This window comes from Pseudoalteromonas sp. MBR-15, from assembly GCF_053628915.1.
Genome location: NZ_JBRJHH010000011.1, coordinates 1 through 21,319, shown reverse-complemented (window position 1 = coordinate 21,319; position 21,319 = coordinate 1). Strand labels below are relative to the sequence as shown.

General features: G+C 41.4%; 15 protein-coding genes, 2 tRNA genes and 1 rRNA gene. 6 read left to right on the top strand and 12 right to left on the bottom strand.

Going from position 1 to position 21,319, the window contains the following annotated elements; genetic code table 11:
* Nucleotides 1-14: 14 nt before the first annotated feature.
* The 8 genes from ACSSVW_RS14725 to nudE form a co-directional block, all read right to left on the bottom strand.
* Nucleotides 15-629, bottom strand: a complete 615-nt coding sequence (locus ACSSVW_RS14725; protein WP_036974258.1) for a trimeric intracellular cation channel family protein — start codon at nt 627-629, stop codon at nt 15-17.
* Between the two features lie 70 nt (nt 630-699).
* On the bottom strand, nt 700-1,071 hold the full coding sequence (locus tag ACSSVW_RS14720; protein ID WP_199525028.1) for a hypothetical protein: 372 nt from the start codon (nt 1,069-1,071) through the stop codon (nt 700-702).
* A gap of 55 nt (nt 1,072-1,126) precedes the next feature.
* Nucleotides 1,127-4,624 (bottom strand): PKD domain-containing protein, encoded by a 3,498-nt coding sequence (locus ACSSVW_RS14715; RefSeq protein WP_421419175.1) that lies wholly within the window; start codon nt 4,622-4,624, stop codon nt 1,127-1,129.
* Between the two features lie 297 nt (nt 4,625-4,921).
* Nucleotides 4,922-8,923, bottom strand: coding sequence for a hybrid sensor histidine kinase/response regulator transcription factor (locus ACSSVW_RS14710; protein WP_454179572.1), 4,002 nt, complete (start codon nt 8,921-8,923; stop codon nt 4,922-4,924).
* Between the two features lie 450 nt (nt 8,924-9,373).
* A tRNA-Met gene (locus ACSSVW_RS14705) sits at nt 9,374-9,450 on the bottom strand.
* Nucleotides 9,451-9,513: 63 nt separating this feature from the next.
* Nucleotides 9,514-9,590 (bottom strand) — tRNA-Met (locus ACSSVW_RS14700).
* 138 nt (nt 9,591-9,728) lie between these two features.
* Nucleotides 9,729-10,526: a 3'(2'),5'-bisphosphate nucleotidase CysQ gene (gene cysQ, locus ACSSVW_RS14695; protein WP_454179571.1), complete on the bottom strand. Its 798-nt coding sequence runs from the start codon at nt 10,524-10,526 to the stop codon at nt 9,729-9,731.
* Entirely contained in the window at nt 10,519-11,091 is a 573-nt protein-coding gene (gene nudE, locus ACSSVW_RS14690; RefSeq protein WP_199525031.1) for an ADP compounds hydrolase NudE, read from the bottom strand. The genes cysQ and nudE overlap by 8 nt, the downstream gene beginning before the upstream one ends.
* Nucleotides 11,092-11,152: 61 nt before the next feature.
* On the opposite strand from nudE, the gene yrfG reads away from it, so the two are divergent.
* Nucleotides 11,153-11,809 carry a GMP/IMP nucleotidase gene (gene yrfG / locus ACSSVW_RS14685; protein WP_454179570.1) on the top strand — a complete coding sequence of 219 codons (657 nt, stop codon included), beginning with the start codon at nt 11,153-11,155 and terminating at the stop codon, nt 11,807-11,809.
* Between the two features lie 12 nt (nt 11,810-11,821).
* Here yrfG and ACSSVW_RS14680 read toward each other — a convergent pair whose 3' ends face one another.
* Nucleotides 11,822-12,442: a dUTP diphosphatase gene (locus tag ACSSVW_RS14680; protein WP_036974274.1), complete on the bottom strand. Its 621-nt coding sequence runs from the start codon at nt 12,440-12,442 to the stop codon at nt 11,822-11,824.
* A 124-nt stretch (nt 12,443-12,566) separates the two neighbouring features.
* On the opposite strand from ACSSVW_RS14680, the gene ACSSVW_RS14675 reads away from it, so the two are divergent.
* Nucleotides 12,567-13,193 carry a peroxiredoxin-like family protein gene (locus tag ACSSVW_RS14675; RefSeq protein ID WP_036974307.1) on the top strand — a complete coding sequence of 209 codons (627 nt, stop codon included), beginning with the start codon at nt 12,567-12,569 and terminating at the stop codon, nt 13,191-13,193.
* A 43-nt stretch (nt 13,194-13,236) separates the two neighbouring features.
* On the opposite strand, the gene ACSSVW_RS14670 is transcribed toward ACSSVW_RS14675, so the two are convergent.
* Nucleotides 13,237-13,605, bottom strand: a complete 369-nt coding sequence (locus tag ACSSVW_RS14670) for a YacL family protein (RefSeq protein ID WP_075594193.1) — start codon at nt 13,603-13,605, stop codon at nt 13,237-13,239.
* 131 nt (nt 13,606-13,736) lie between these two features.
* Entirely contained in the window at nt 13,737-13,961 is a 225-nt protein-coding gene (locus tag ACSSVW_RS14665; protein WP_036974279.1) for a hypothetical protein, read from the bottom strand.
* Between the two features lie 260 nt (nt 13,962-14,221).
* On the opposite strand from ACSSVW_RS14665, the gene uvrD reads away from it, so the two are divergent.
* From uvrD to ACSSVW_RS14645, 4 genes are all read left to right on the top strand, one after another.
* Nucleotides 14,222-16,387 carry a DNA helicase II gene (gene uvrD, locus ACSSVW_RS14660; RefSeq protein WP_454179569.1) on the top strand — a complete coding sequence of 722 codons (2,166 nt, stop codon included), beginning with the start codon at nt 14,222-14,224 and terminating at the stop codon, nt 16,385-16,387.
* Nucleotides 16,365-18,488, top strand: coding sequence for a GNAT family N-acetyltransferase (locus tag ACSSVW_RS14655; RefSeq protein WP_454179568.1), 2,124 nt, complete (start codon nt 16,365-16,367; stop codon nt 18,486-18,488). Before uvrD ends, ACSSVW_RS14655 begins: the two co-directional genes overlap by 23 nt.
* Nucleotides 18,451-19,575 (top strand): ABC transporter substrate-binding protein, encoded by a 1,125-nt coding sequence (locus ACSSVW_RS14650; protein WP_454179567.1) that lies wholly within the window; start codon nt 18,451-18,453, stop codon nt 19,573-19,575. Before ACSSVW_RS14655 ends, ACSSVW_RS14650 begins: the two co-directional genes overlap by 38 nt.
* 67 nt (nt 19,576-19,642) lie before the next feature.
* Nucleotides 19,643-20,491, top strand: coding sequence for a CZB domain-containing protein (locus ACSSVW_RS14645; protein ID WP_036974285.1), 849 nt, complete (start codon nt 19,643-19,645; stop codon nt 20,489-20,491).
* A 541-nt stretch (nt 20,492-21,032) separates the two neighbouring features.
* Here the strand turns inward: ACSSVW_RS14645 and rrf are convergent.
* Nucleotides 21,033-21,147 (bottom strand): 5S ribosomal RNA (rrf, locus tag ACSSVW_RS14640).
* Nucleotides 21,148-21,319 lie beyond the last annotated feature (172 nt).

Sequence of the window (21,319 nt, the reverse complement as noted above, 5' to 3'; positions counted from 1 at the left end):
CTTGTTATTACAGTTTAGTCGGGATATTTAAAAACATGTAATGTGAGGTTCCACTTCATTGCTGCAAGTCGTAATGTGAGGGTCATTAACATGGCCAGTACCATGGCCATTTCTGTCACTAACCCAAGTGAAATTCCCACTGTATAAACGATGCCACCCGCGATACAAGTGATCGCATAAAGCTCACCTTTTAATAACATAGGTATGTTGCCAGCAAGTACATCGCGGATCATGCCTCCGAAGCAACCTGTAATCACCCCCATAATAATAGCCGTGGTATCTGGCATGCCTGCAAGCAGGGCTTTTTGCGCCCCCATTACAGCAAAAAAAGCCAAACCAAACGCATCCGCTATTTGTAAAGCATATAACGGAATAGAGCGCTGTTTATTGATTAGCCGTGTCGAAATAAAAACTGAGACTAGAATAGCCCAAAAGTAACTTTGATCATGTAACCAAAAAACTGGAATATCTAAAATGAGGTCTCGTAAGGTCCCACCCCCAATGGCTGTAACGGTCGCTAACACAACAACTCCAAAGCCATCCATTTTTTTATCGTACGCTAACAACGTCCCAGAAACAGCAAACACGGCAACGCCGATTAAATCAAACCAATGGTAAAGTTCCGTCATGTTTGTAACTAAAAAGTAATGTTACTTACGTTGTAACATAAACTTTTCAATCTTTTAAGCGAAGAATCAATTACTCGCCGCTTTCTACCAGCTCAATAAATTGGAGACTTTGCATCATAACCCCATCAGCAAGTGTGGTATCAGAAAAGTACGATTCCTTTTCGGTCGCTTTACTGGGTGTCGCTAATAACACGTTATAGTCCTCTTCTAGCTCAAGCCATAAACTCCGCTCTTTGGCAGTCAACTGCGAATGTTGCTTGCGAACACGATCAGCTTCATAAAAGGCTTCTTGTGCTTTTAAAAATGCATCTTGTGCACTTTCATCCATTTCTTCGCTTGAAAACAAACTAGTACCAATATCGCTGATATCTTCTTGTACTGCATCCATTGTTTTACAGGCTGTTAGGCTGAGTAGAAGAACTGAGAAATAAAATATTTTCATTGATTAAATCCTCAAAAAAAGCCCAGTAACATTGCTGTTACTGGGCTGTGCACGGTTACTGCTTAATTAAACTGCCTGATACAAAAGAATGCAGAGCAGGGTCATCGTTATCATCATAGGTTTCTGGCACTTCGAAGCCTAAAGTCTCAACACTAAAACCGCCATCTATCATCATTATAGGGGTCATGAGTACACCATAACCGTAGTTTTGAGTAACGGTCGGGTCGCTGTACATCATTAACGAACCTAGGTGTAGCTCCCATGTCGCTTCTCTCACTTCACCCTCTAATTCAAATGTTGCGGTACCATCATTTGAAATAACAACATTCGATGTTTGCATACCACTGCCATCATCTGCCATGTAGGTAAATACATGTGAGCCCACTAACTCTGTTTCAGTAAAGGTCGCTTGTTCTATTACTCGCGTGACACGCTCCATGATGCCGAAATCGTCGCCATCTTTAAAGTGTATAAAGTTACCCTGCGCTTTAACAATAAAGTTAGGGTCGGCTTGCTCAATAGGACTACCATAGGTTTTTTCATAGAAGTCTACTGACACCTTTTGAGTTTCTGTATCGTAGCTGTAATAACCACCTGAAATACCTAACTCATTAAACTCAGTATCATGTGCTAACTCTAAGAATGTGCCATCTTCTTTAAATACGGCAATAAAGAAGTCACTGTCAAATGAGCCATCATAGTATCCCCCTATCAGCGGATTAGTTGCACTGTAAATGCGTGTGAGCGTTACAGTACCTTCACCTTCAATATCTAGGGTTAACGTATCACCAGATACGGTGGCTGTGATTGCTCCAGCATCATCAATACCAAAACTACCATTTGTATCTTCGCTAATTTGAACAGAGAATTCACCTGTTGACTCGTTCCAAGTAAAGTCACCTATTTCATAACCCGCAAAGGCTGTCTCATCATCAGGGTCTGACATAGCTTGGATTTGTAACCACTTACCATCACGTAAAATCACCGCCACTTCAGGTTCATCAGCGAGTTGCCATGCACCATCAAGAGGATGAATAGTCGCGGGACGTTCTATAACAACTTGTTCTTGAGCCATAGCCTCATCGAAGTACCATGCCTGCTTAGCATCTTCTGTACAGCTACTTCCTTGACTGTAAACACACACAGTTAAGAAATCGCGGTCAAATTCAACGACCTCAAACACCCATTCATTAGACATCAACTTACCACTTTGCAGTGCATAGCTGTTTTGCATATACGCGCCTTGATAGGTTGTTGCTATTGAGTACTCAAAAGCATCTGAACTTTTGTCAGTGATAGTTGCCAACTCAATGGTTTCTACCCCAAGCTCTTTTGGAGTATAGAAGTTTGAGAAGTAACGATAGCTTGTATCATCTTCAGCATACATATGCTCCCACCAATACGGCGCAAATCGACTTACACCATAATCGCTTGAAACAGAAAACTCTCGAATGTGAGAAGCATAATATCCAGGCATTTCGGTGCCATCCATTTCAAATGCACGGTATTTACGATAGGTAAAGAAGTGCTCGCCATCTTTTGCTAGCAGCTGTTGTGTAAACTCAGTATAGACAGGGCAGCTATTGTCGGGTTTATCACAGGTTGCCGATATGCCTCCGGTGTCGGTGTAGTAGTTATTTCGAACAAACACACCTTCGCTGTTAATCTGCCAAGAGCGATAATGTTGATTAAGGCTAAAATTCATTAAGCCATCATCATATACATCGTAATGGAGATCAGGTTGCGCTGAATTTACACCTTGATAAATAGTCCATTTACCCAACACATCACTGTTTGTAAGCTGCAGCGTGTTATCTTTTACAAATAACCCTGTACTTGTAATACTTGAATCATCCGTTTTAGACATTAAAGATGCTGTGAATTGGTAACCGACATTCAGTGATTTTATAAACCAAAACGAGTAGTCAAACGTAAGTGACTCATCGGTGCTAGAAATCATCAACTGGTTATCAGACACTGACCAAGTAATCGCAACCGGTGAATTGCTATTATTGATAAGTGTTCCCGTACCACCTTCAACTAAATTAAAATTAACGGCACTGCTGTAGCCGTAAAAATCAGATGTATTATCGACATACCATGAACCGACTAAATCGGCTGCGGCAACATTTAAGGTTTGTGTTTTATCGATTAACGTACGATTCGCGGTCAACTCTTCTGTCGATATTATCTCAGTCGTTGATTCGTTTTTCGTTTCAAACGCTGAATAAAGCTCAACAGTTCTATTAGCGTCATTTTCAAGTAAAATGCGCATATCCAAATCAGTTAAGTACTCGCACATTTCTTCTTGAGTCACTGTACCTACATCAAAATAACACGATACTTTGACTGGCTCAGGAACAGTAATACTGACGACATCATTGTCCTGTGTCCAAGAGAATGAAGCATTAAAATTAATAAAAACATAACTGCCCGTTCCATCAGCGTTAAAATTAATCTGACCCGCGCCAAAACGCGTGTAATACTTGGGCGCCATAACAACATAGTCACCCACAACACTGCCAAATGAGTTATCAACCAACTCTTCATCGTCTTTAATGGTTTCTTTTACTGTTTCTATTAAGGCTGGATCTTGACTGTTCACGGTGTTGATAAAGTCATCAATACTCTCGCTGTCACTGACTAAATCAAGCGTAGACTCTACCCCTTCAGGTAAGCTGTAATCAGGATTATCAACAATAATTTTAATTAGTGCTGATAGCAGCAGTTTTTCGTCAGCATCAATCGCAAGCAAGGCTTTGTCTAATGCATCCTCAGAATCAACCGTGTCGTTATCACGACTAATAAGAGCAAATTCAGCAGTACTTACATTGGTAATATTGACACCAAAGTTTTCTTCTTTGCTCAGTGTTCCATCTTCGCCTGCTTGCGAGATTAAAGTAGCAATCGACTTAAGTTGAGAAACAAACTCTACACCCGGGTTGATGGCGTTATCGCCTAGCGCAACAAGTTTCACCAGTTTATTAGCAAAAGAGTCGTCTACTTCAACATCAACACGGTAGCGGCCTTGCTCATCAGCAGTAATCTCAAATAACTCATCACCAATTTGTACCGCCACATTTGAATTTATAATGGGCTCATCCGTTACAATACCTGTAATTGTGACACTGAGCACTTTACGCTTTAATTGAATAGTGACTTGTGCATTAGCTGTTGCACCATCGTCATCGGTGACGGTCACAGATAACACCACATCCGCATCATCTTCAATTGCAGGTGCCGTTATCGTTAGGCTGCTACTGTCACTACCCGACAAAGCTAAATCAGGACCAGAAATCTGCGACCATGCATAAGTACTAATAGTGCCGTCACTATCAGTGGCGGTTGCTAGAAGCGTTAACTCGCTACCTTCGGTGAGTGTTTCATCGCTGCTTATTGATACTGTAGGGCTTTTATTTTCTGCAACTGGCGGCTTTTTATCCTCGTCGCTATCGCTTCCACTGCCACCACAAGCGGTTAAACCGACAAGACTTGTCGCGAGCAGTAGCTGTTTAAAGTGATTTATTAATCGTGAATTAGGAGGGCTCATCATGTCATTCCTTACATTGATTGCTACGTAGCCACCCAAAAAGAGGCAACTGCACAAACAGTTGCCATATCTCAAGGGAAGCGAAATCTAACAATTATGAACAAAGGCGGGATCTCCGTGACTTCCTTAACCATATACTGAGTTCAGCTATGTTTGCCCGTCAAATATGAACACGTGAGATCCCATCAAAACGGTTCATCTTTCGTTAAGTTTTATAGGTTAGATGAGATGCAAAAATTATGTATGCTTGATGCCGACAAAAATGTACTCAAATACGACATAACAATAAAAATCAATAAGTTAAACGTAGTGACACTGATATTCTTTTGCCGTCATACCATATTTTACTTTAAAAAATTTCGAGAAATGTGAGCGAGATGAAAAACCAATATCGTCAATCACCAAACTAATTTGACGACCTTGGCGTAACAACTCGGCAGCTTTTATGAGTCGATAATCCCGTAAATATTCACTCGGTGTCATGTTGAGAAACACTTTTAACTTACGCTGCAACTGACGTTCACTCAGTGCGAGATGCTTAGCACAATGCGTCATTGAGAATCCTTGTTGCTGATAATTTTCAGATACATAGTGCTCAAGCTTTTCAAGTAACTGTTTATCACGCGGATCAACGGGAGTATCTGCCTTTGGTGGGCTTTGATCTGGCACCTGAATCACATGCTGTTGAGCATATTGATTGACCCAATCAATCCAATTTTCGACTTTTAATAATAATTCTTCCCTGTCAAAAGGTTTGGTGATTACATCCAGAGCATGTTGTTTTAAACCGCTTACCCGCGTTTCATAGTCTCCTTTAGCAGTGAGTATTATCACGGGAATATGGCACGTAACAGGGGAGCTATGTAACGCATCTAATACGGCAAAGCCATCCACTTTTGGCATCATTAGGTCTGTCACTATCAAATCTGGCACTTGGCTTTGCGCTATTTGCAAACCAACGTGGCCATCTTCTGCCAGTAATACCTGATAACGCGGGTGTAATTCAGTTTTTAAATAATGACGCAACTCATCATTATCCTCGATAACCAGTACGGTAGGTTGCTCACAATTTTTCTTGGCTTTAAGATTCTCACTGTCGATACTCACCGAGGTTGCCTGCTCGAGAGCCTCAGCTAATGGGAAGCGAAGCGTAAATGTTGTGCCTACCGCTAAGCGACTAACAAGCTGAATGTCGCCTTGATACTTATCAACGAGACGTTTCACAATGGCTAACCCAACACCACTGCCTTCTACATTAGCTTGGCTGCTTACACGGTAAAAGATATCAAATACTTTCTCTTTCTCCGCATCAGCAATCCCTTTACCTGTATCGGTCACCTCAATAAAGGCATTGTTATCATGCGTTGTTATTTTTAAGCTTACACTCCCTTGTTTTGTATACTTGAAGGCATTGCTGAGTAAATTGCTTAATATAGTAATTAGCCCCTCTCGGGTGCTTGATATAAAAATTGCTTCTTCTATTTCAACATAAAACTCTACTGATTGCTCACCGAGTACAGAAAACTGTCCTGCAACCTCACGCGCAATCGCAGACAAGGATACAACCTTAATAATCTCTTCATTGCGCTCATCATAACGGGTCAATGTTAAGAGTTTATCGACCAGATTTTCTAAACGTCGACTGTTTCGTAATACCAAGGTTAACTGCTCACGTTTATCTGTGTTTTTTTCATTAAAAATAAGACGCTGCAATGGTGCGATTAACAAACTAAGGGGCGTACGTAACTCATGAGATGCATGCGTAAAAAAGCGCACTTTATTTTCAAGCGAATCACTAAGCGCATCAGCTTGCTGTTCTATCAGCGCTTTTTGCTCTGCAATTTCATCAGTGCGCTCATTGACAAGTTGCTCTAGTTGATACTTTTGTTTACGGATCCGATAGGTCCAAAGCACCGTTAATAACCACACCAAACATAAGACAAGTACTGCACAAACAACATAAAAAGCAGGGCTTTGCCACCATGGAGCCAGTACTTTGATATTCAATAACAATGGGGCGAGTGCGTTCGCTCCACTTTCGCTACTTGCTTTAACGATAAGCTGATAACTGCCAGGCGGTAAGTTGGTGTAATCTATTGATAAGTAAGGACCAGTTACATTTCTCCATTGCTGTTCAAAACCTTCTAAACGGTAAGAATACTTATTAGTTTTAGGTTCTGAATAATGCAAATAACTGACCTGTAAGTGCATGCGTGTAATATCGGCTGGCACTGTGACGATGCGACTCTTCTCGATTTGGTAAAGGCTACCGAGCTTACTCCCAGCAGAAATAATAAGGTCTTGATCGTCAAACTGTAAACGCGTTAATGCTAACTGCCCACCTTGTTTATTCTTAACGAGTGTTTCAGGGTTAATAACACTTACACCTTGGGTGCCGCCAAACATTAACCGGCCATCTCGCATTTTCAGATAGGCGCCGGCATTAAATTCATTGCCTTGCAAACCGTGACGAGCTTTATAACTGGTGATTGCAAAATTCTCTGGATTTATTTTAGCTAATCCATTGTTTGTACTTACCCAAACCATGCCATCATTGCCTTTTAATAAAGCATAAATCACTTGATTAGGCATACCATCTGCCACATTAATAACCTTTACTTGCTGGCTATTGGTGTCAATGATATTTATTCCATTAGACGTCGCTAACCACATACGTGAACCTTCCTGTAAAAAGGCTCTCACCGTATTATCAGATAAAGCCGATGCGGGGCTACCTTTGCGATAATTAATTAAAGAATCAGTCGCAAAGTTATAGTAATACGCCCCATCCCCATCGGTTGCTATCCACATGTCTGTTGCGGAGCTTTGATATAAGCTTGTCACCCTTGCTGTAGGTATGACTAATTGAGAATGTGCCTGTTTTTCTGAAAAACTGATAAACCGACCTAATTGCCTATCAAAACAAAATAATCCACCACCATTCGTCCCTACCCAGACATTATTTTTCTCATCCACCAGCAAGGCGTAAATACTGTTTTCAGTTAATCCATGGCTCCCTTCATCAGCTCGAAAATGTGTCACACTGCCATCTTGGTGGAGCACATCAATGCCCTGCTGCCAACTACCAACCCAAATGTCTCCATTTAAATCTTCGGTTATCGCTTTAATTGCGTTACTGGTAATTGAATTGGGTAAGTTGCTCGCCACGAGGTGTTTAATACGGTTTAATTGTTGATCAAGGATATCTATCCCGCCCCCCCAACTGCCATACCAAATACGTTGCTGCGAATCTTCAAATAGCGCCCAAGCATCTTTACTTGAAAGCGGTGTCGGTTTTTTTAATTTACTGAATTGAAGTGAAGCAGGATCTAGCTTGCTGATACCATTGGCAGTACCAAACCACATAATATCGCTACTATCACGGTAAATACTGTAAACTCGGTCGTGCGCTAAGCTATATCTGTCAAATGGGTCATGGGTTAAAGCAGAAAACGTGTTGGTTTTGCGATCAAAAATATTGATGCCGCCCCCTCGCGTTGCAAGCCATACTCGACCTTGCTGATCAAACTCGATATCACGAATTTCGTTACTGGTTAACCCGTGCTCTGAGTCGCTCGATTTAAGCCATTGCTGCATCGATTTTGCTGATAAATCAATCTTAAATAACCCACCGCCTTGACTGGCCAACCATATTGTTTCGTCATTTGCCTGCTTTATCGCAAAGATACTCGAATGAATGCTAGGTGGCTTTGTAAATCCATTCAACAACGTACTGACACGTTGTTGCTTAGCAAGATCATAATGAATTAATCCTGCACCATGAGTACCTAGCCACAATACATCGTGTATTTTTGTTATCGCATAAATAGGCTTTTTTATATCCTGCACTAGTGGGGTCACTTTTTCATCGCGTTTATTGTAAGCGAATAAACTGCCATCATACGTGCCGATATACAGCACGTGAGAATCAACAAACAAACTGGTAATACGGTAGTCTGTTAAAATGGGCGAAGAAAATTGGTAATCGTATAACGGGAGTTGATTTACGCCCCCATTGCGGGTGCCTATAAAAAGGTGCGATTCGTTATCAAGTGCAAGCGGATAAATGTAGTTATTCGTTAAACTAACGTATTCACCTGTTGACGAAAAAACAATAAATTCATTCCCATCAAAGCGGTTTAACCCTGCTTGCGTAGAGAACCATACAAACCCCTGCTGATCTTGTTGAATATCAAATACAACGCTTTGTGATAAGCCATTATCAATACTGAAATTTTGAAACGCAGGCCACGCAAAAGGTAAAAAAAATAGACTAAAAAGATAAATAAGAAACCGAGTCATCCCTAAAAGCTACACATTTATTATTAGTTATTAATAAAGAATAGTTCAGTTCAGTTAACATTCATAATAGTTCCCCATTTTAACTACATGAAAGAAAAGCTTTTATTATAGCCGGTTCTAAAGCTCATCACGTTTAAGCCCAATAATACCGCTATTGTTTTAGGCAAAAATACGTTGATGTGTATCTAATAATTTTAGCTAATTTAATTTCAGTGGGTTGCGGGAGCGGGGAATTATGAAGGCGAACCGGCGACCTTCGGATTATAAACCTGGATTTCAGGCATAAAAAAACACGCGGCTGCGTGTCTGATCATTGTTGCTAATTTAATTTCAGTGGGTTGCGGGAGCCTATGAAAGCAAACCGACGACCTTCGGGTCATAAACCTGAATTTCAGGCATAAAAAAACACGCGGTGGCGTGTCTGATCATGTTTGCTAATTTAATTTCAGTTGGTTGCGGGAGCCGGATTTGAACCGACGACCTTCGGGTTATGAGCCCGACGAGCTACCAGGCTGCTCCATCCCGCGCCTGAAATTATTAAGTTTATTTTTCTTCTCACTTAATTTAAGAAGTCAGCCAATTTAAAGAATTGGTTGCGGGAGCCGGATTTGAACCGACGACCTTCGGGTTATGAGCCCGACGAGCTACCAGGCTGCTCCATCCCGCGCCTGTAATCTCTTAGTAACATAAGCATGTTAACGATGCCCTGTACCAGAGAGAGCGCTATAATATAGCAAAAAAATTAGAAATCAAGGGTTATAATAATAAAAGCGGTTCAAGCGAACAAAAAGCACACAAAACTACTCTAAAGAGCACGTTGATGAGGACTGATCATTTTTTGCCACTCCCAATCTGGGTGTCCCATTACAATAAAATCAGGATTCTCAGTACTTTCTCGTTGATTGTAAGTCAGTGGGTTAAATTCAGCGTCAGTAATGCATCCGCCAGCTTCTTCGACAATTACTTGAGATGCACCAGTATCCCATTCACCTGTTGGGCCAATACGTAAAAAGCAATCTGCTTTCCCCTCAGCAATAATGCAAGCCTTTAATGAACATGATCCTAATGCTACGGTGGCAAACTGAGTATTTAAATATTGACTGACCGCCTCAATTTTTTGCCTGCGACTCACCGCTAATGTTAAGTTATCTGGCGTTGCTACCGAAATTTGCTTATCTTGGCCATTTTCACGTTTAAACGCACCATTTTGATAACTTGCGAAATACGTCACTTGTTTAGCTGGCCAGTGTATAACGCCTAAGACGGGATGATTGTTTTCAATCAACGCAATATTTACCGCAAAGTCGCCACTTTCTAAAATAAACTCTCCCGTACCATCCATAGGATCTAGCAACCAATATCGCTGCCAATGTTTCCTATCTTCAAGTGCTGGAATAGGCGTCTCTTCAGACATAATCGGAATATCGGGAGCCAACTTTCTTAGGCCTGCCATCAATACTTCGTTCGATGCCAAGTCAGCTTTCGTTACGGGTGTATTATCTGACTTTTCTTCAGCACCAATATCATCTTGCTGATAAATAGCCATAATAGCCTCACCTGCCTGCTCAGCTAAACGAATGCACGGTTCTAAAAAATTATTCATTGCCCGCTCCTGACTCTAGGTACTTTGTTAATAATAGCAAAGCTGCAACACTTCGTGCTTCAGTAAAGTCATCTTGTTGTAATAAAGATTGCCAATCTTGTATTGGCCATTTAACAACAACGAGCGGTTCAGGCTCATCACCAGGTAACGTTTCTGGATAAAGTTGCTCTGCATAGAGAATATGCATAGTGGCATTAAAGTAACTGGGTGCCATCGTTACTTTTTTTAGTGCAGAAAAATGCTTCGCACCAAAACCGACCTCTTCTTTAAGCTCTCGGTTTGCGGCTTGCTCTGGTGTTTCTCCAGGATCAATTAAGCCCTTAGGAAAACCGAGTTGATAGTCGTTCGTGCCTGCACAATATTCCCTTACTAATAGCAATTCATTATCAGCTGTAACGGGCACAATCATCACAGCTCCCCGGCCTCCACCACGAATTCTTTCATACTGCCTTTTTTCATCATTTGAAAACTTCAAAGCCAGAGATTCAACAGTAAATAGTCGGCTTTTGGCGACTACTTCGTTAGACAATATTTGCGGAGGTGTTGGGTGCTTTTTCTGTGTCATTGGCATTAATTTGCTATCATGTCAGTTACACTCATGATAAATCTTTTAAAGTGAATTGCCTATGTTAAATTGGTCAAAAATCGATACAGTACTGCTTGATATGGATGGCACTCTGCTCGATTTGCATTTTGATAATTACTTTTGGCTTACCGTTATTCCCGAACAATATGCATTAAAGCATGGACTCAGTTTAGAACAGGCGAAAACAGACATTTTTCAACGCTATCAAAAAGTAAGCGGCCAAATAAGTTGGTATTGTTTAGATTACTGGCAACAGCAACTCGATTTACCCATTATGGCGTTAAAGCGTGATATTCAGCATTTAATAAAAATTCGCGAAGACGTCCCCCCTTTTCTAACCGAACTTAGAAAAACAGGCAAAGAATTAATCTTACTTACGAATGCCCACCCAGATTGTGTCATGTTAAAGTTTGAGTTAACGGCAATAGACAATTATTTAGATGGCGTTATTTCAACCCATCAATATGGTGTGAGTAACGAACATCAACCTTTATGGCAGCAAGTGCAACAAGAATGGCAGTTTGATAAAGCGCGCACTTTATTTGTTGATGACAGTCCCGCAGTGCTCGACGCGGCCAAAGAATTTGGCATAGGCCATATACTTGCGGTTGCCAACCCTGATAGCCGACAACCGCATAAACAGTTCGATGGCTATTTATCTACCACCGACTTTCGTGACTTCATGCCCCTAAAGTGAGCATAAATAGGTTTATTTAGGGTAACGCTGCTCTAAGCCTTGATAGACAAGCTTTGCAAAATCAGCATGCTCCGTATCGAGGCTTTTAACGACTTCAACTAAATGCTCGTTATCTTCTTGACCGTTCCACACCTTTATATAACTGCCATCTTTGTAACCATGATCTTGGCGGAAGAAATTAAGTGTATTTTTGCCAACATAGCCACGATATAAATCGTCGATATCCATGCCAATTTGCGCCATACATCCAGCGAATGCGGCAGCATTAAAACGCTTTTCAGCAACGGCGGTTGCAGCCAATAACTCAAGCGTTTGTTTAAAATCGTCAGCTTGCTCAGGCGCACTTAGTTCAGCTTCAAGTTGAGCGGCAAGTTGCTCGTAACTTGTTTCCCCGTCGATACGCAGTGATAAACCAAAATGGAAAATGTCGACCAGCTCCAAAATAACTTGCTCAGTATCTGGGGTTTGTTTTTTCCACCATTTCCAACCATAGTGGTCGAGCATTTCAGCACACTCAACCCAAATAGCACGATACCATTCAAAACCTTGGCTAAACCATTGCTCATGCACTTTTGTATTCATGGCATTTTGCATCTCAAGCATGACAACGATTTTTTGTAAATTAGCAGACATTTTTAATCCCAACTTGCATTTTTATTTAGCTATATACTACAGATAAATTCAGCATTGATGAAATTAAAAAACAGCTAAGCAGGTCTTCATAAGCAGTTGAAAAAAATAATTGAGGAATACCATGCTGAGAACCCTTCTTGTTAGTGCATTACTTGTGCTATCTAGCCAAACACTTGCAGCCACAGCTCATAATATTGCTGACTCGGCAGAGCACGTCAGTCCACTATTGCCTGGATTAACAATTCCAGATGTTGATTTAAAAGACCAAAACGGCACAACCGTTTCTTTAAAAAAACGTTTTAAAGAAAAAACTACCGTATTAATCGTTTACCGAGGTGGATGGTGTCCCTATTGTTCCAAGCAATTAGCCAACGTACAAAAAATTGAGGATCAATTAGCAGACTTGGGGGCACAAATTATTGCAATATCTCCGGATAGTCCAGAAAAGCTAGCCGAGACTAAAATAACCTCTGCGAACTATCAACTACTCTCTGATGATAGTTTGGCATTGAGCCAAACGTTGGGCTTGGCATTTTATCTCGATGACAAAACAGCAAAAATTTATCGTAACAAGTTAGGGGTTAACTTTGTATCACTCGATGGCAAAGCACAGGTTGCGTTACCCGTTCCTGCTGTTTTTGTAGTAGATAAGCAAGGGCTTATCCACTTTCAGTATGCGAACCCTAATTATAAAGTTCGTTTAACAGAAGACGTATTGTTAGCTGCAGTTAAATCAGTGAGCGAACAATAAACACACTATCGAGTGATTAATTAAGTAGGGCTTTAAGCCCTGCTTAACGACCTTGCGCAAACGCGTGCCAAGACTCAATTAAATCAACAAAATCCTCAAAACCGCAGCCACTGCTTAAGCCATTTTCTTCAAGCATTAAATCATCATCCTGATACGCCATGAGATCTTCATTATCTTGATGAAGAGCATGGGCTTCAAACAACGCTTCGTCCTTGCTCAAAATCAAATCTATTTCTTGGCCTTGCAGTGTTAAGGGCTCATGGCTATTTTTAACGGCGGAAATTAGCGCCTGGACCATCGCTATTTTTTCTTTGCCTATTTCTTCATTCAACCAACGACCGATAACCGCATGTTCAGTCGAAATTTTAATACGTAAACCGCTCATTGGATCGCGGATAAATTGATATTCCATCGTAAATACTCACAACTCTTGATGCAGTAATTATATCGGTTGCGGCATGCAGTAGCGAGTTCAGAAGGCCAAAAACAACACTAGCGCCCAATGGCGCTAGTGTTAATGCTGTTTAGATATATAAAAAATTGCTAGAGTCGCGACTTGAAACGCGCGGCATCAATGATTGCCCATAGGTATACAATCGGAAGTAATATGAAACCAACGGCGACATAAATTAATACCCCACTTATGATCCACGCTAAGAAAAATGCGATCGCCGCCATCAAACGACCTTGCACCAGTTGCCCTAAACCGGGAAAAAAGATATTACATATTGCTGCGATTACATTACCGCCAGAACCTTGCTCTGCCATACTAACCTCTGTAGTTTTTGATGATTATACTTTATTATAAACACACTTCATGCCAACTTATTATATTTTATAAATCAACACGTTAAACTTTCACACTGTTTTTATTTTAGTTCTTTTTGCCACAAATAGGTCAAATTCACAATTTTTATTATGCAATTTTAATAACTTGCCAAAATAGCTGTTTATAAAAACAGTATTTTATTTAGCCTTGCATAAACACCTGTTATACTCCTCTCATTATAGATTGAAAAGGCGTAACGATGGACGTTTCTGAATTACTCGATGGCTTAAATGACAAACAACGGGATGCAGTCGCAGCCCCATTGCAAAATATGCTAGTACTTGCTGGTGCAGGTTCTGGTAAAACTCGAGTACTTGTTCATCGTATCGCATGGCTAATGCAAGTTGAGCAAGCCTCTGCCTACAGTATTTTTGCGGTCACCTTTACCAATAAAGCTGCAAAAGAGATGCGCTCTCGCGTAGAAGAAACCTTAAAAGCGCCTGTTGGTGGCATGTGGATTGGCACTTTCCACGGGTTGTCTCACCGTATTTTGCGTGCACATCATCGTGAAGCAAAATTACCTGAAAGCTTTCAAATCTTAGATTCAGACGATCAGCAGCGAATGATCAAACGCTTACTTAAAGCAATGAATATCGATGATAAAAAGTGGCCAGCGAAACAGTTTAGCTGGTACATCAGTGCTAAAAAAGACGAAGGTCTGCGCCCTAAAGATATTCAGACTTACGATATCAATGAGCAAATGATGCTGAAAGTTTATGCCGCATATCAAGAAGCGTGCGATCGTGCTGGTTTGGTCGACTTTGCAGAAATTTTATTACGCTGCTACGAAGTACTTAACAATCACCCTACGCTACTGCGTCATTATCAGCAGCGTTTTGCTCATATGTTGGTAGACGAGTTCCAAGATACCAATACGATTCAATATGCTTGGTTAAAGCTGCTAGCAGGAAACACCAACAGCATTATGATAGTAGGTGATGATGACCAAAGTATCTATGGTTGGCGCGGTGCACGTATTGAGAATATTAAACGCTTTTTAACCGACTTCGAAGCCGAAACCATTCGTCTTGAACAGAACTACCGCTCAACAGCCACAATATTAAAAGCCTCCAATGCGCTAATTAAAAATAATGCTGAACGCATGGGTAAAAGCCTCTGGACCGATGGTAACGAGGGTGAACCAATTTCGGTGTATGCCGCTTTTAACGAATTAGATGAAGCCCGTTTCGTAAGCAGTAAACTGCGTAGCTGGCTAAATGCTGGTAATGCCTTGCAAGATGCCGCGATTCTATACCGTAACAATGCGCAATCTCGTGTACTCGAGGAAGCCATGTTACAAGAAGGGCTTAAATACCGCATTTATGGCGGCATGCGCTTCTTCGAGCGTCAAGAGATTAAAGACGCCCTTTCGTACCTGCGCTTAGTGGGTAATCGCCAAGATGATGCCGCCTTTGAGCGCGTTATTAACACCCCTGCTCGTGGCATTGGAGATAAAACCCTCAGCCACATTCGTGACTGTGCGCGGAACGAGTCTCTTCCTCTGTGGTATGCTGCAAAAGCCATTATTGAACAGCAGCATCTATCTGGGCGTGCAGCCAGTGCAGTAACAAAATTTTTAGAGCTGGTTGAGCACATTGAAGACAAAATCAGTGATCTTACCTTAGAAGAGCAAGCTAAATACGCGATTCAAACTTCAGGGTTGATGGCCATGTACCAAGCTGAAAAAGGTGAAAAAGGCCGCGCTCGCGTAGAAAACTTAGAAGAGCTCATTAGTGCCTGTGGCCAATATGAGCTACCTGAAGACGAAGAATTCAGCTCACCACTGCAAGGCTTTCTTGCGTACACTTCTCTCGAATCAGGCGAAGGTCAAGCCGATGAGCACGAAGATGCCGTACAAATGATGACACTTCATTCAGCAAAAGGCCTTGAGTTCCCGCTTGTTTTTATGGTGGGTGTTGAAGAAGGCATGTTTCCTTCACAGCAAAGTAATGAGGAGTCTGGTCGCTTAGAAGAAGAGCGCCGTTTGTGTTATGTAGGCATGACCCGAGCGATGGAAAAGCTGTACATTAGTCACGCTGAAACTCGCCGTTTATATGGCCAAGAAAAATACCACAGCCCCTCTCGATTCTTGCGCGAAATGCCAGAAGACTGTGTTGAGGAAATTCGTATCAAAACACAAGTTTCAAGGCCCCCAGCCGCAGGCCGTTTTAGCTCATCAGTCACACATGCCGCATTTGAAGACAGTGGCTTTAATTTAGGGCAACGCGTTTTACATGCAAAATTTGGTGTAGGAACGGTACTAAATTATGAAGGCAGTGGTGCACAGTCACGTATTCAAGTGAACTTTGATGATTTAGGCAGTAAGTGGCTTGTTACTCAGTATGCAAGACTTCAAGCCTTATAACGACTACCTAAGCATGCTCATCACTGAGCTGACGATTGCCAAGCATCGTCAGCTTATTGTGGTGCAAGGCGATGCAACCTGGTGTTATGCATTTGCCAATCAACTGTCACTGCCAAACACGTATGTGTTTAGCAGTTGCCATCAATTAAAAAATAGCGTCTTCCCAAAGCATGTTCATCAAATTCTTGGACAAGAGTTTCAACACGCGATTTTTGATGGTTTTAGTGGACTGTATGCAGATAAGTTAGCCGCGCTTGCCGGTACAGTTAAAGCCGGTGGTGTGTTTATTTTATTACTCCCGAATGACCCAGCATGGGTCGATCCTGCGCTTGAAAACGTCACATCGTTTGGACAAACAATAACGCATAGTTTCTTTAATGAACGCCTAACTACATTATTAGAGTCGCAAACACACATTTTTAAGCAGCACATCACGCCAACGACATTATTAGAGTCGCAAACACACATTTTTAAGCAGCACATCACGCCAACGACATATCAAACAATACACCCACATCACGCATTAATTGACTTCTCTCAACAACAGGCGTGTATTGAGCAAATAATTAAAACAGCACAGGGTCGCGCACATCGTCCTCTCGTAATTAGTGCTGATAGAGGGCGAGGAAAATCAGCCGCATTAGGCCTTGCAGCTGCTGCATTAAAGGATAAAAAAATACTGCTGTGTGCGACTCAAGTTAAAGCGGTGCAAACCACATTTAAACACTTAGCTGAACAACTTAATGTCCCTTTGCAAGCCAATTGCAAGCAACTTGCAAACCTAAGTTATAGTGCTCCTGATAACCTCCTTAATGAAAAACCTCAATGCGATCTGCTATTTATAGATGAAGCTGCAGCTATCCCTGTTCCTATGCTAATGCAAATTTTACACTCGTACCCACGTATTGTGTTTGCTAGCACCATGGTCGGTTATGAAGGCAATGGCCGCGGTTATACACTGCGCTTTTTACATTATTTGCGCAGCCAGTTTAAGTCATTAAAGACAATAAACTTAGACGCACCGATCCGCTTTGCAAAGCATGATCCGCTTGAGTACGCCATACGCGATTTATTACTGCTTGATGCGCAATACAATCAAGTCGCTAGTTCGTTACCTTTGCAGTTCGAGCAGGTTAGCAAGGAGCGCCTTATTCGTGATGAACACTTATTAAGCCAAGTTATGGCACTCCTCGCGTTAGCGCACTACCAAACCAGTGTGAGTGATTTACGTCAATTGCTTGATGCACCTGAATTACACTTATTTATTTGCCGACAAGCAGAAAACCTACAAGCCGTCTGTTTAGTCGCAATTGAAGGGGGACTATCGCAAGATATTGCAGAGCAAGTAATAACAGGCGAACGCCGCCCGCAAGGGCATTTAATGGCACAAACATTAACTCAGTTAACGCATGATACGCAGTGGCTAACAGGTCACTCTGCACGCGTTGTGAGAATCGCTGTAGCACCAGAGAGCCACCAACAAGGTATAGGATCTGCCTTATTAGATTTTTGCCAACAACAACTAAGTACGTGCGATTTCTTTGGTGCAAGTTTTGGGGCAAATGCGTCATTAGTTAGGTTTTGGAAAACAAATGGTTTTCGTCTTGTAAAGCTAGGTTTTAACCGTGATAAAGCCACTGCAGAACATGCTGCACTTGTTATTAAGCCATTAAAAACACAAAGCAAAGCAGTCACAGAGCAATTAAAAGAAGAATTTAAGCAAGACCTATCCGTGCAACTATTTGGGCATTTTAACTCTTTACCATGGCAACTAGTTGATGAACTACTTTCAGGCTATTCAACAATAGGTTGCTCTTCAGAAATGCTTAATAGAGCAGACAGGTTACTCAACAACGACGTTACACTCTTTAAATTACAACCCTTACTGTGGCAGCTTATTTGGCACATGCCTATTAGTCTAAATTTACTCGACCAAGATACAAAAATGATCCTTATTAGACTAGTATTACAGCAAATTGATGTGAAAAGCGTAATTGATGAAGCACACTTCACGGGTAAAAAAGAGTTCGACATTCGGTTCAAAAAAGCAGTACACGGTTGGTATGCCCAGTTTACTTTACTTAATAAGAGCAACCGTTAAGCGACTAGCGGTTTGCTTGCTTTTCGTGCCCATTATAGGCAACACTCAACATACACAGCCACCTATAAAATTAGGGATGTCTACCGCACTAACAGGCCCTGCAAAACACATCGGCGAGCAATTAGCACTGGGTAGTACAATCTATTTCAACAAAGTAAATGCACGTGATGGAATACATGGTCAAAATATTGATCTTATTCTTGCTGATGACGGTTATGAGCCTAAAAACACCGTTGTAAACACGCGACAATTTTTATTTAACGACAAAATAGACGCTATTTTCGGCTCGATGGGTACACCGACTGCAAGTGCGATTAAGCCCCTTTTAGATAGACATCGAGTACCCTTCCTGATGCCTTTTACTGGTGCTGACTTTCTCCATAACCAGTCAATGCCAAACGTCTTTAACTTACGCGCAAGCTATCAAGATGAAGCGATAGAGCAAATTAATTATTTAGTTCAGGAGCGCAAGCATAAAAAAATAGGGTTGATGATCCAAGCCGATGAGTTTGGTTTTTTAGTTGAAAGTAACTTAATAATGGCACTGCAAAAACACGATTTGGTACCGGTTGAAGTTGCACGTTTCAAACGAAATAGCGAAGAGATATCAAAGGCACTAGAACAACTTAAAGTTAGTGGAGTCACCGCAGTATGCATGGTAGGCACTTATCAACCATTAGCCGAATTTATTAATACTGGATACGAGCAAGGTTTTAAACCCGACTATACCTCAGTATCATTTGTGTCGAGTTTTGATTTATACTCTCTCATTCACCACCCAAGTACTATTATGGTAACGGAGGTTGTGCCAGACCCCAATCAGTGTGACAACTCCTTATGCAAGCAATTTAGAGCAGATATCAAGCCCTATAACACAAGCCCTAACAGAATTATTTTTGAAGGCTATTTGAATGCAGTTGCGTTAGTGAGCGCCGCACAAAAGTGCACAACACCGTTGAATAATCAATGCTTACTGACTGAACTAAATAAGCTCTTTAGTGATACGTCTGAGTTTGCCGATTTATTTAACAATCAGGCAAACAACACGGATAAAAAGATCTACCGATCCTATTTTAAAAGTAATTGAAATTAACTACTGCTAAATCGAAATAATGTTCTATGCTTTAAAGACTTAACAAGGCTTTGAGGGAAATATGGATCTGATTAATTTTCGTGTTGGGCAAAAGACCATTTCACTTAAGATTCTCGATATTCTTCTAACAGAACGTTACGAAAATAACCTGACATCTTTGCCTAATGAAAATAAAAGCTTCATTGGTGTAAAAGATTACATGGAAACACCCACGCCCATCTTTGATTTAGGCATTGTACTTAATAACCAATCAACCAATAAGACAAATGCTGAGCTCACTGACTTATTGGTTGAAAAAGAAAAAGATCACCAACAATGGTTGAGCGCACTAGAGCATAGCCTGCTCACAGGCGCAGCCTTCACAAACACAATTGATCCGGATAAATGCGATTTTGGCCGATGGTACAACAGCTTTAAAACTGACAACGAAGACCTGCAAAATATCCTCGATAAGTTCGACACCCCCCACAGAGAATTGCACGCCATGGCGCGTGAATTCTTAGACCTTCAAAAAACAATGACAAAAGAGAACGTTATTCGTTTATTTGAAGAAAAGAAGCGCCAAGTGTTTAATCAGTTAATACGCTTGTTTGAGTCTGCAAGAGAGCAGATTATTCTGGATTACAAGCCTATCATAATCTTTACCACTAAAGATGGCGTAACACCTCATATAGGCCTCCTCGTTGACAAGGTAGAAGACAATATCAATGTAAAGAAAGAGGATATTAAACCGCTTGATAAGCTTACCTCCGTAGGTTTTGATGTTGATCCTCAAACTAAAAATATGATGCGTGGTTTAATCAAAATGAAAAACAAGCATAGTTTGTTACTCGATCCTAGCGCCATATTCCGCCCTGAGCATTTAATGCGCCATGAAGCCGAAGAGACCGAAGAATATGGCTTGTTTTAATAACTAGCAATGAATCACTATCTCATTGGAACAGCTATAGCCGTGAATATCAGTGGTTATGTGTGAAAGGCATAATCATTTTTCGGCACTAAAGTGCCTCTACGTCCTAATTATTTGAGCCAGAAGTGAAATGAGCGATTTAGAGCCCCTTGCACTTCTGTCATTGTGATTAAGAAGCGTGGGAACGGCTTTAGCCGTGAATGTCAGGGGTGTTGTATGAAGGGCATATCAGACACTTTCGGCACTAAAGTGCCTCCTACGTCTCTTCACCTTGCGCTTATGCGTCTTTTATCTCTGTATGCAATCTCAGTATGGTACTGGACGATTTAGCCCTGAACGCAAAAAACCCGCTGCATTGCTGCAACGGGTTTCTCTAATTAGGAGCCATGGTGCGCTACGCAGTAGGATGTCCTACTTTCACATGGCAAATGTCACCGATGCCTACAAGGATATAGGTCGTAGGGGGCCTTGGTTGGGTGTTTTATTTTTCTACAGGCAACAAAAAACCCGACTCTTTCGAATCGGGTTTCTTTAATTAGGAGCCTGGCGATGTCCTACTTTCACATGGCAAATGCCACACTATCATCGGCGCTGTTTCGTTTCACTACTGAGTTCGGCATGGAATCAGGTGGGTCCAAAACGCTATTGTCACCAAGCATATTCTGGTCGTTAATCGCATCTGCAATTAACTAAAATCTGGAAATCTGATAATCGTAAATCTACTTTAGTATACTAACTTCTGTCTGTTACGCTGTCATAAAACGCGTTTGGCGTTGTATGGTTAAGCCTCACGGGTAATTAGTACAGGTTAGCTTAATGGCTCACACC

What these genes read in the sequence shown, in the direction of transcription:
- ACSSVW_RS14725 (WP_036974258.1), bottom strand. Translation starts at nt 629, where the DNA reads ATGACGGAACTTTACCATTGGTTTGATTTAATCGGCGTTGCCGTGTTT.
- ACSSVW_RS14720 (WP_199525028.1), bottom strand. Translation starts at nt 1,071, where the DNA reads ATGAAAATATTTTATTTCTCAGTTCTTCTACTCAGCCTAACAGCCTGT.
- ACSSVW_RS14715 (WP_421419175.1), bottom strand. Translation starts at nt 4,624, where the DNA reads ATGATGAGCCCTCCTAATTCACGATTAATAAATCACTTTAAACAGCTA.
- ACSSVW_RS14710 (WP_454179572.1), bottom strand. Translation starts at nt 8,923, where the DNA reads ATGACTCGGTTTCTTATTTATCTTTTTAGTCTATTTTTTTTACCTTTT.
- cysQ (WP_454179571.1), bottom strand. Translation starts at nt 10,526, where the DNA reads ATGAATAATTTTTTAGAACCGTGCATTCGTTTAGCTGAGCAGGCAGGT.
- nudE (WP_199525031.1), bottom strand. Translation starts at nt 11,091, where the DNA reads ATGACACAGAAAAAGCACCCAACACCTCCGCAAATATTGTCTAACGAA.
- yrfG (WP_454179570.1), top strand. Translation starts at nt 11,153, where the DNA reads ATGTTAAATTGGTCAAAAATCGATACAGTACTGCTTGATATGGATGGC.
- ACSSVW_RS14680 (WP_036974274.1), bottom strand. Translation starts at nt 12,442, where the DNA reads ATGTCTGCTAATTTACAAAAAATCGTTGTCATGCTTGAGATGCAAAAT.
- ACSSVW_RS14670 (WP_075594193.1), bottom strand. Translation starts at nt 13,605, where the DNA reads ATGGAATATCAATTTATCCGCGATCCAATGAGCGGTTTACGTATTAAA.
- ACSSVW_RS14665 (WP_036974279.1), bottom strand. Translation starts at nt 13,961, where the DNA reads ATGGCAGAGCAAGGTTCTGGCGGTAATGTAATCGCAGCAATATGTAAT.
- uvrD (WP_454179569.1), top strand. Translation starts at nt 14,222, where the DNA reads ATGGACGTTTCTGAATTACTCGATGGCTTAAATGACAAACAACGGGAT.
- ACSSVW_RS14655 (WP_454179568.1), top strand. Translation starts at nt 16,365, where the DNA reads ATGCAAGACTTCAAGCCTTATAACGACTACCTAAGCATGCTCATCACT.
- ACSSVW_RS14650 (WP_454179567.1), top strand. Translation starts at nt 18,451, where the DNA reads ATGCCCAGTTTACTTTACTTAATAAGAGCAACCGTTAAGCGACTAGCG.
- ACSSVW_RS14645 (WP_036974285.1), top strand. Translation starts at nt 19,643, where the DNA reads ATGGATCTGATTAATTTTCGTGTTGGGCAAAAGACCATTTCACTTAAG.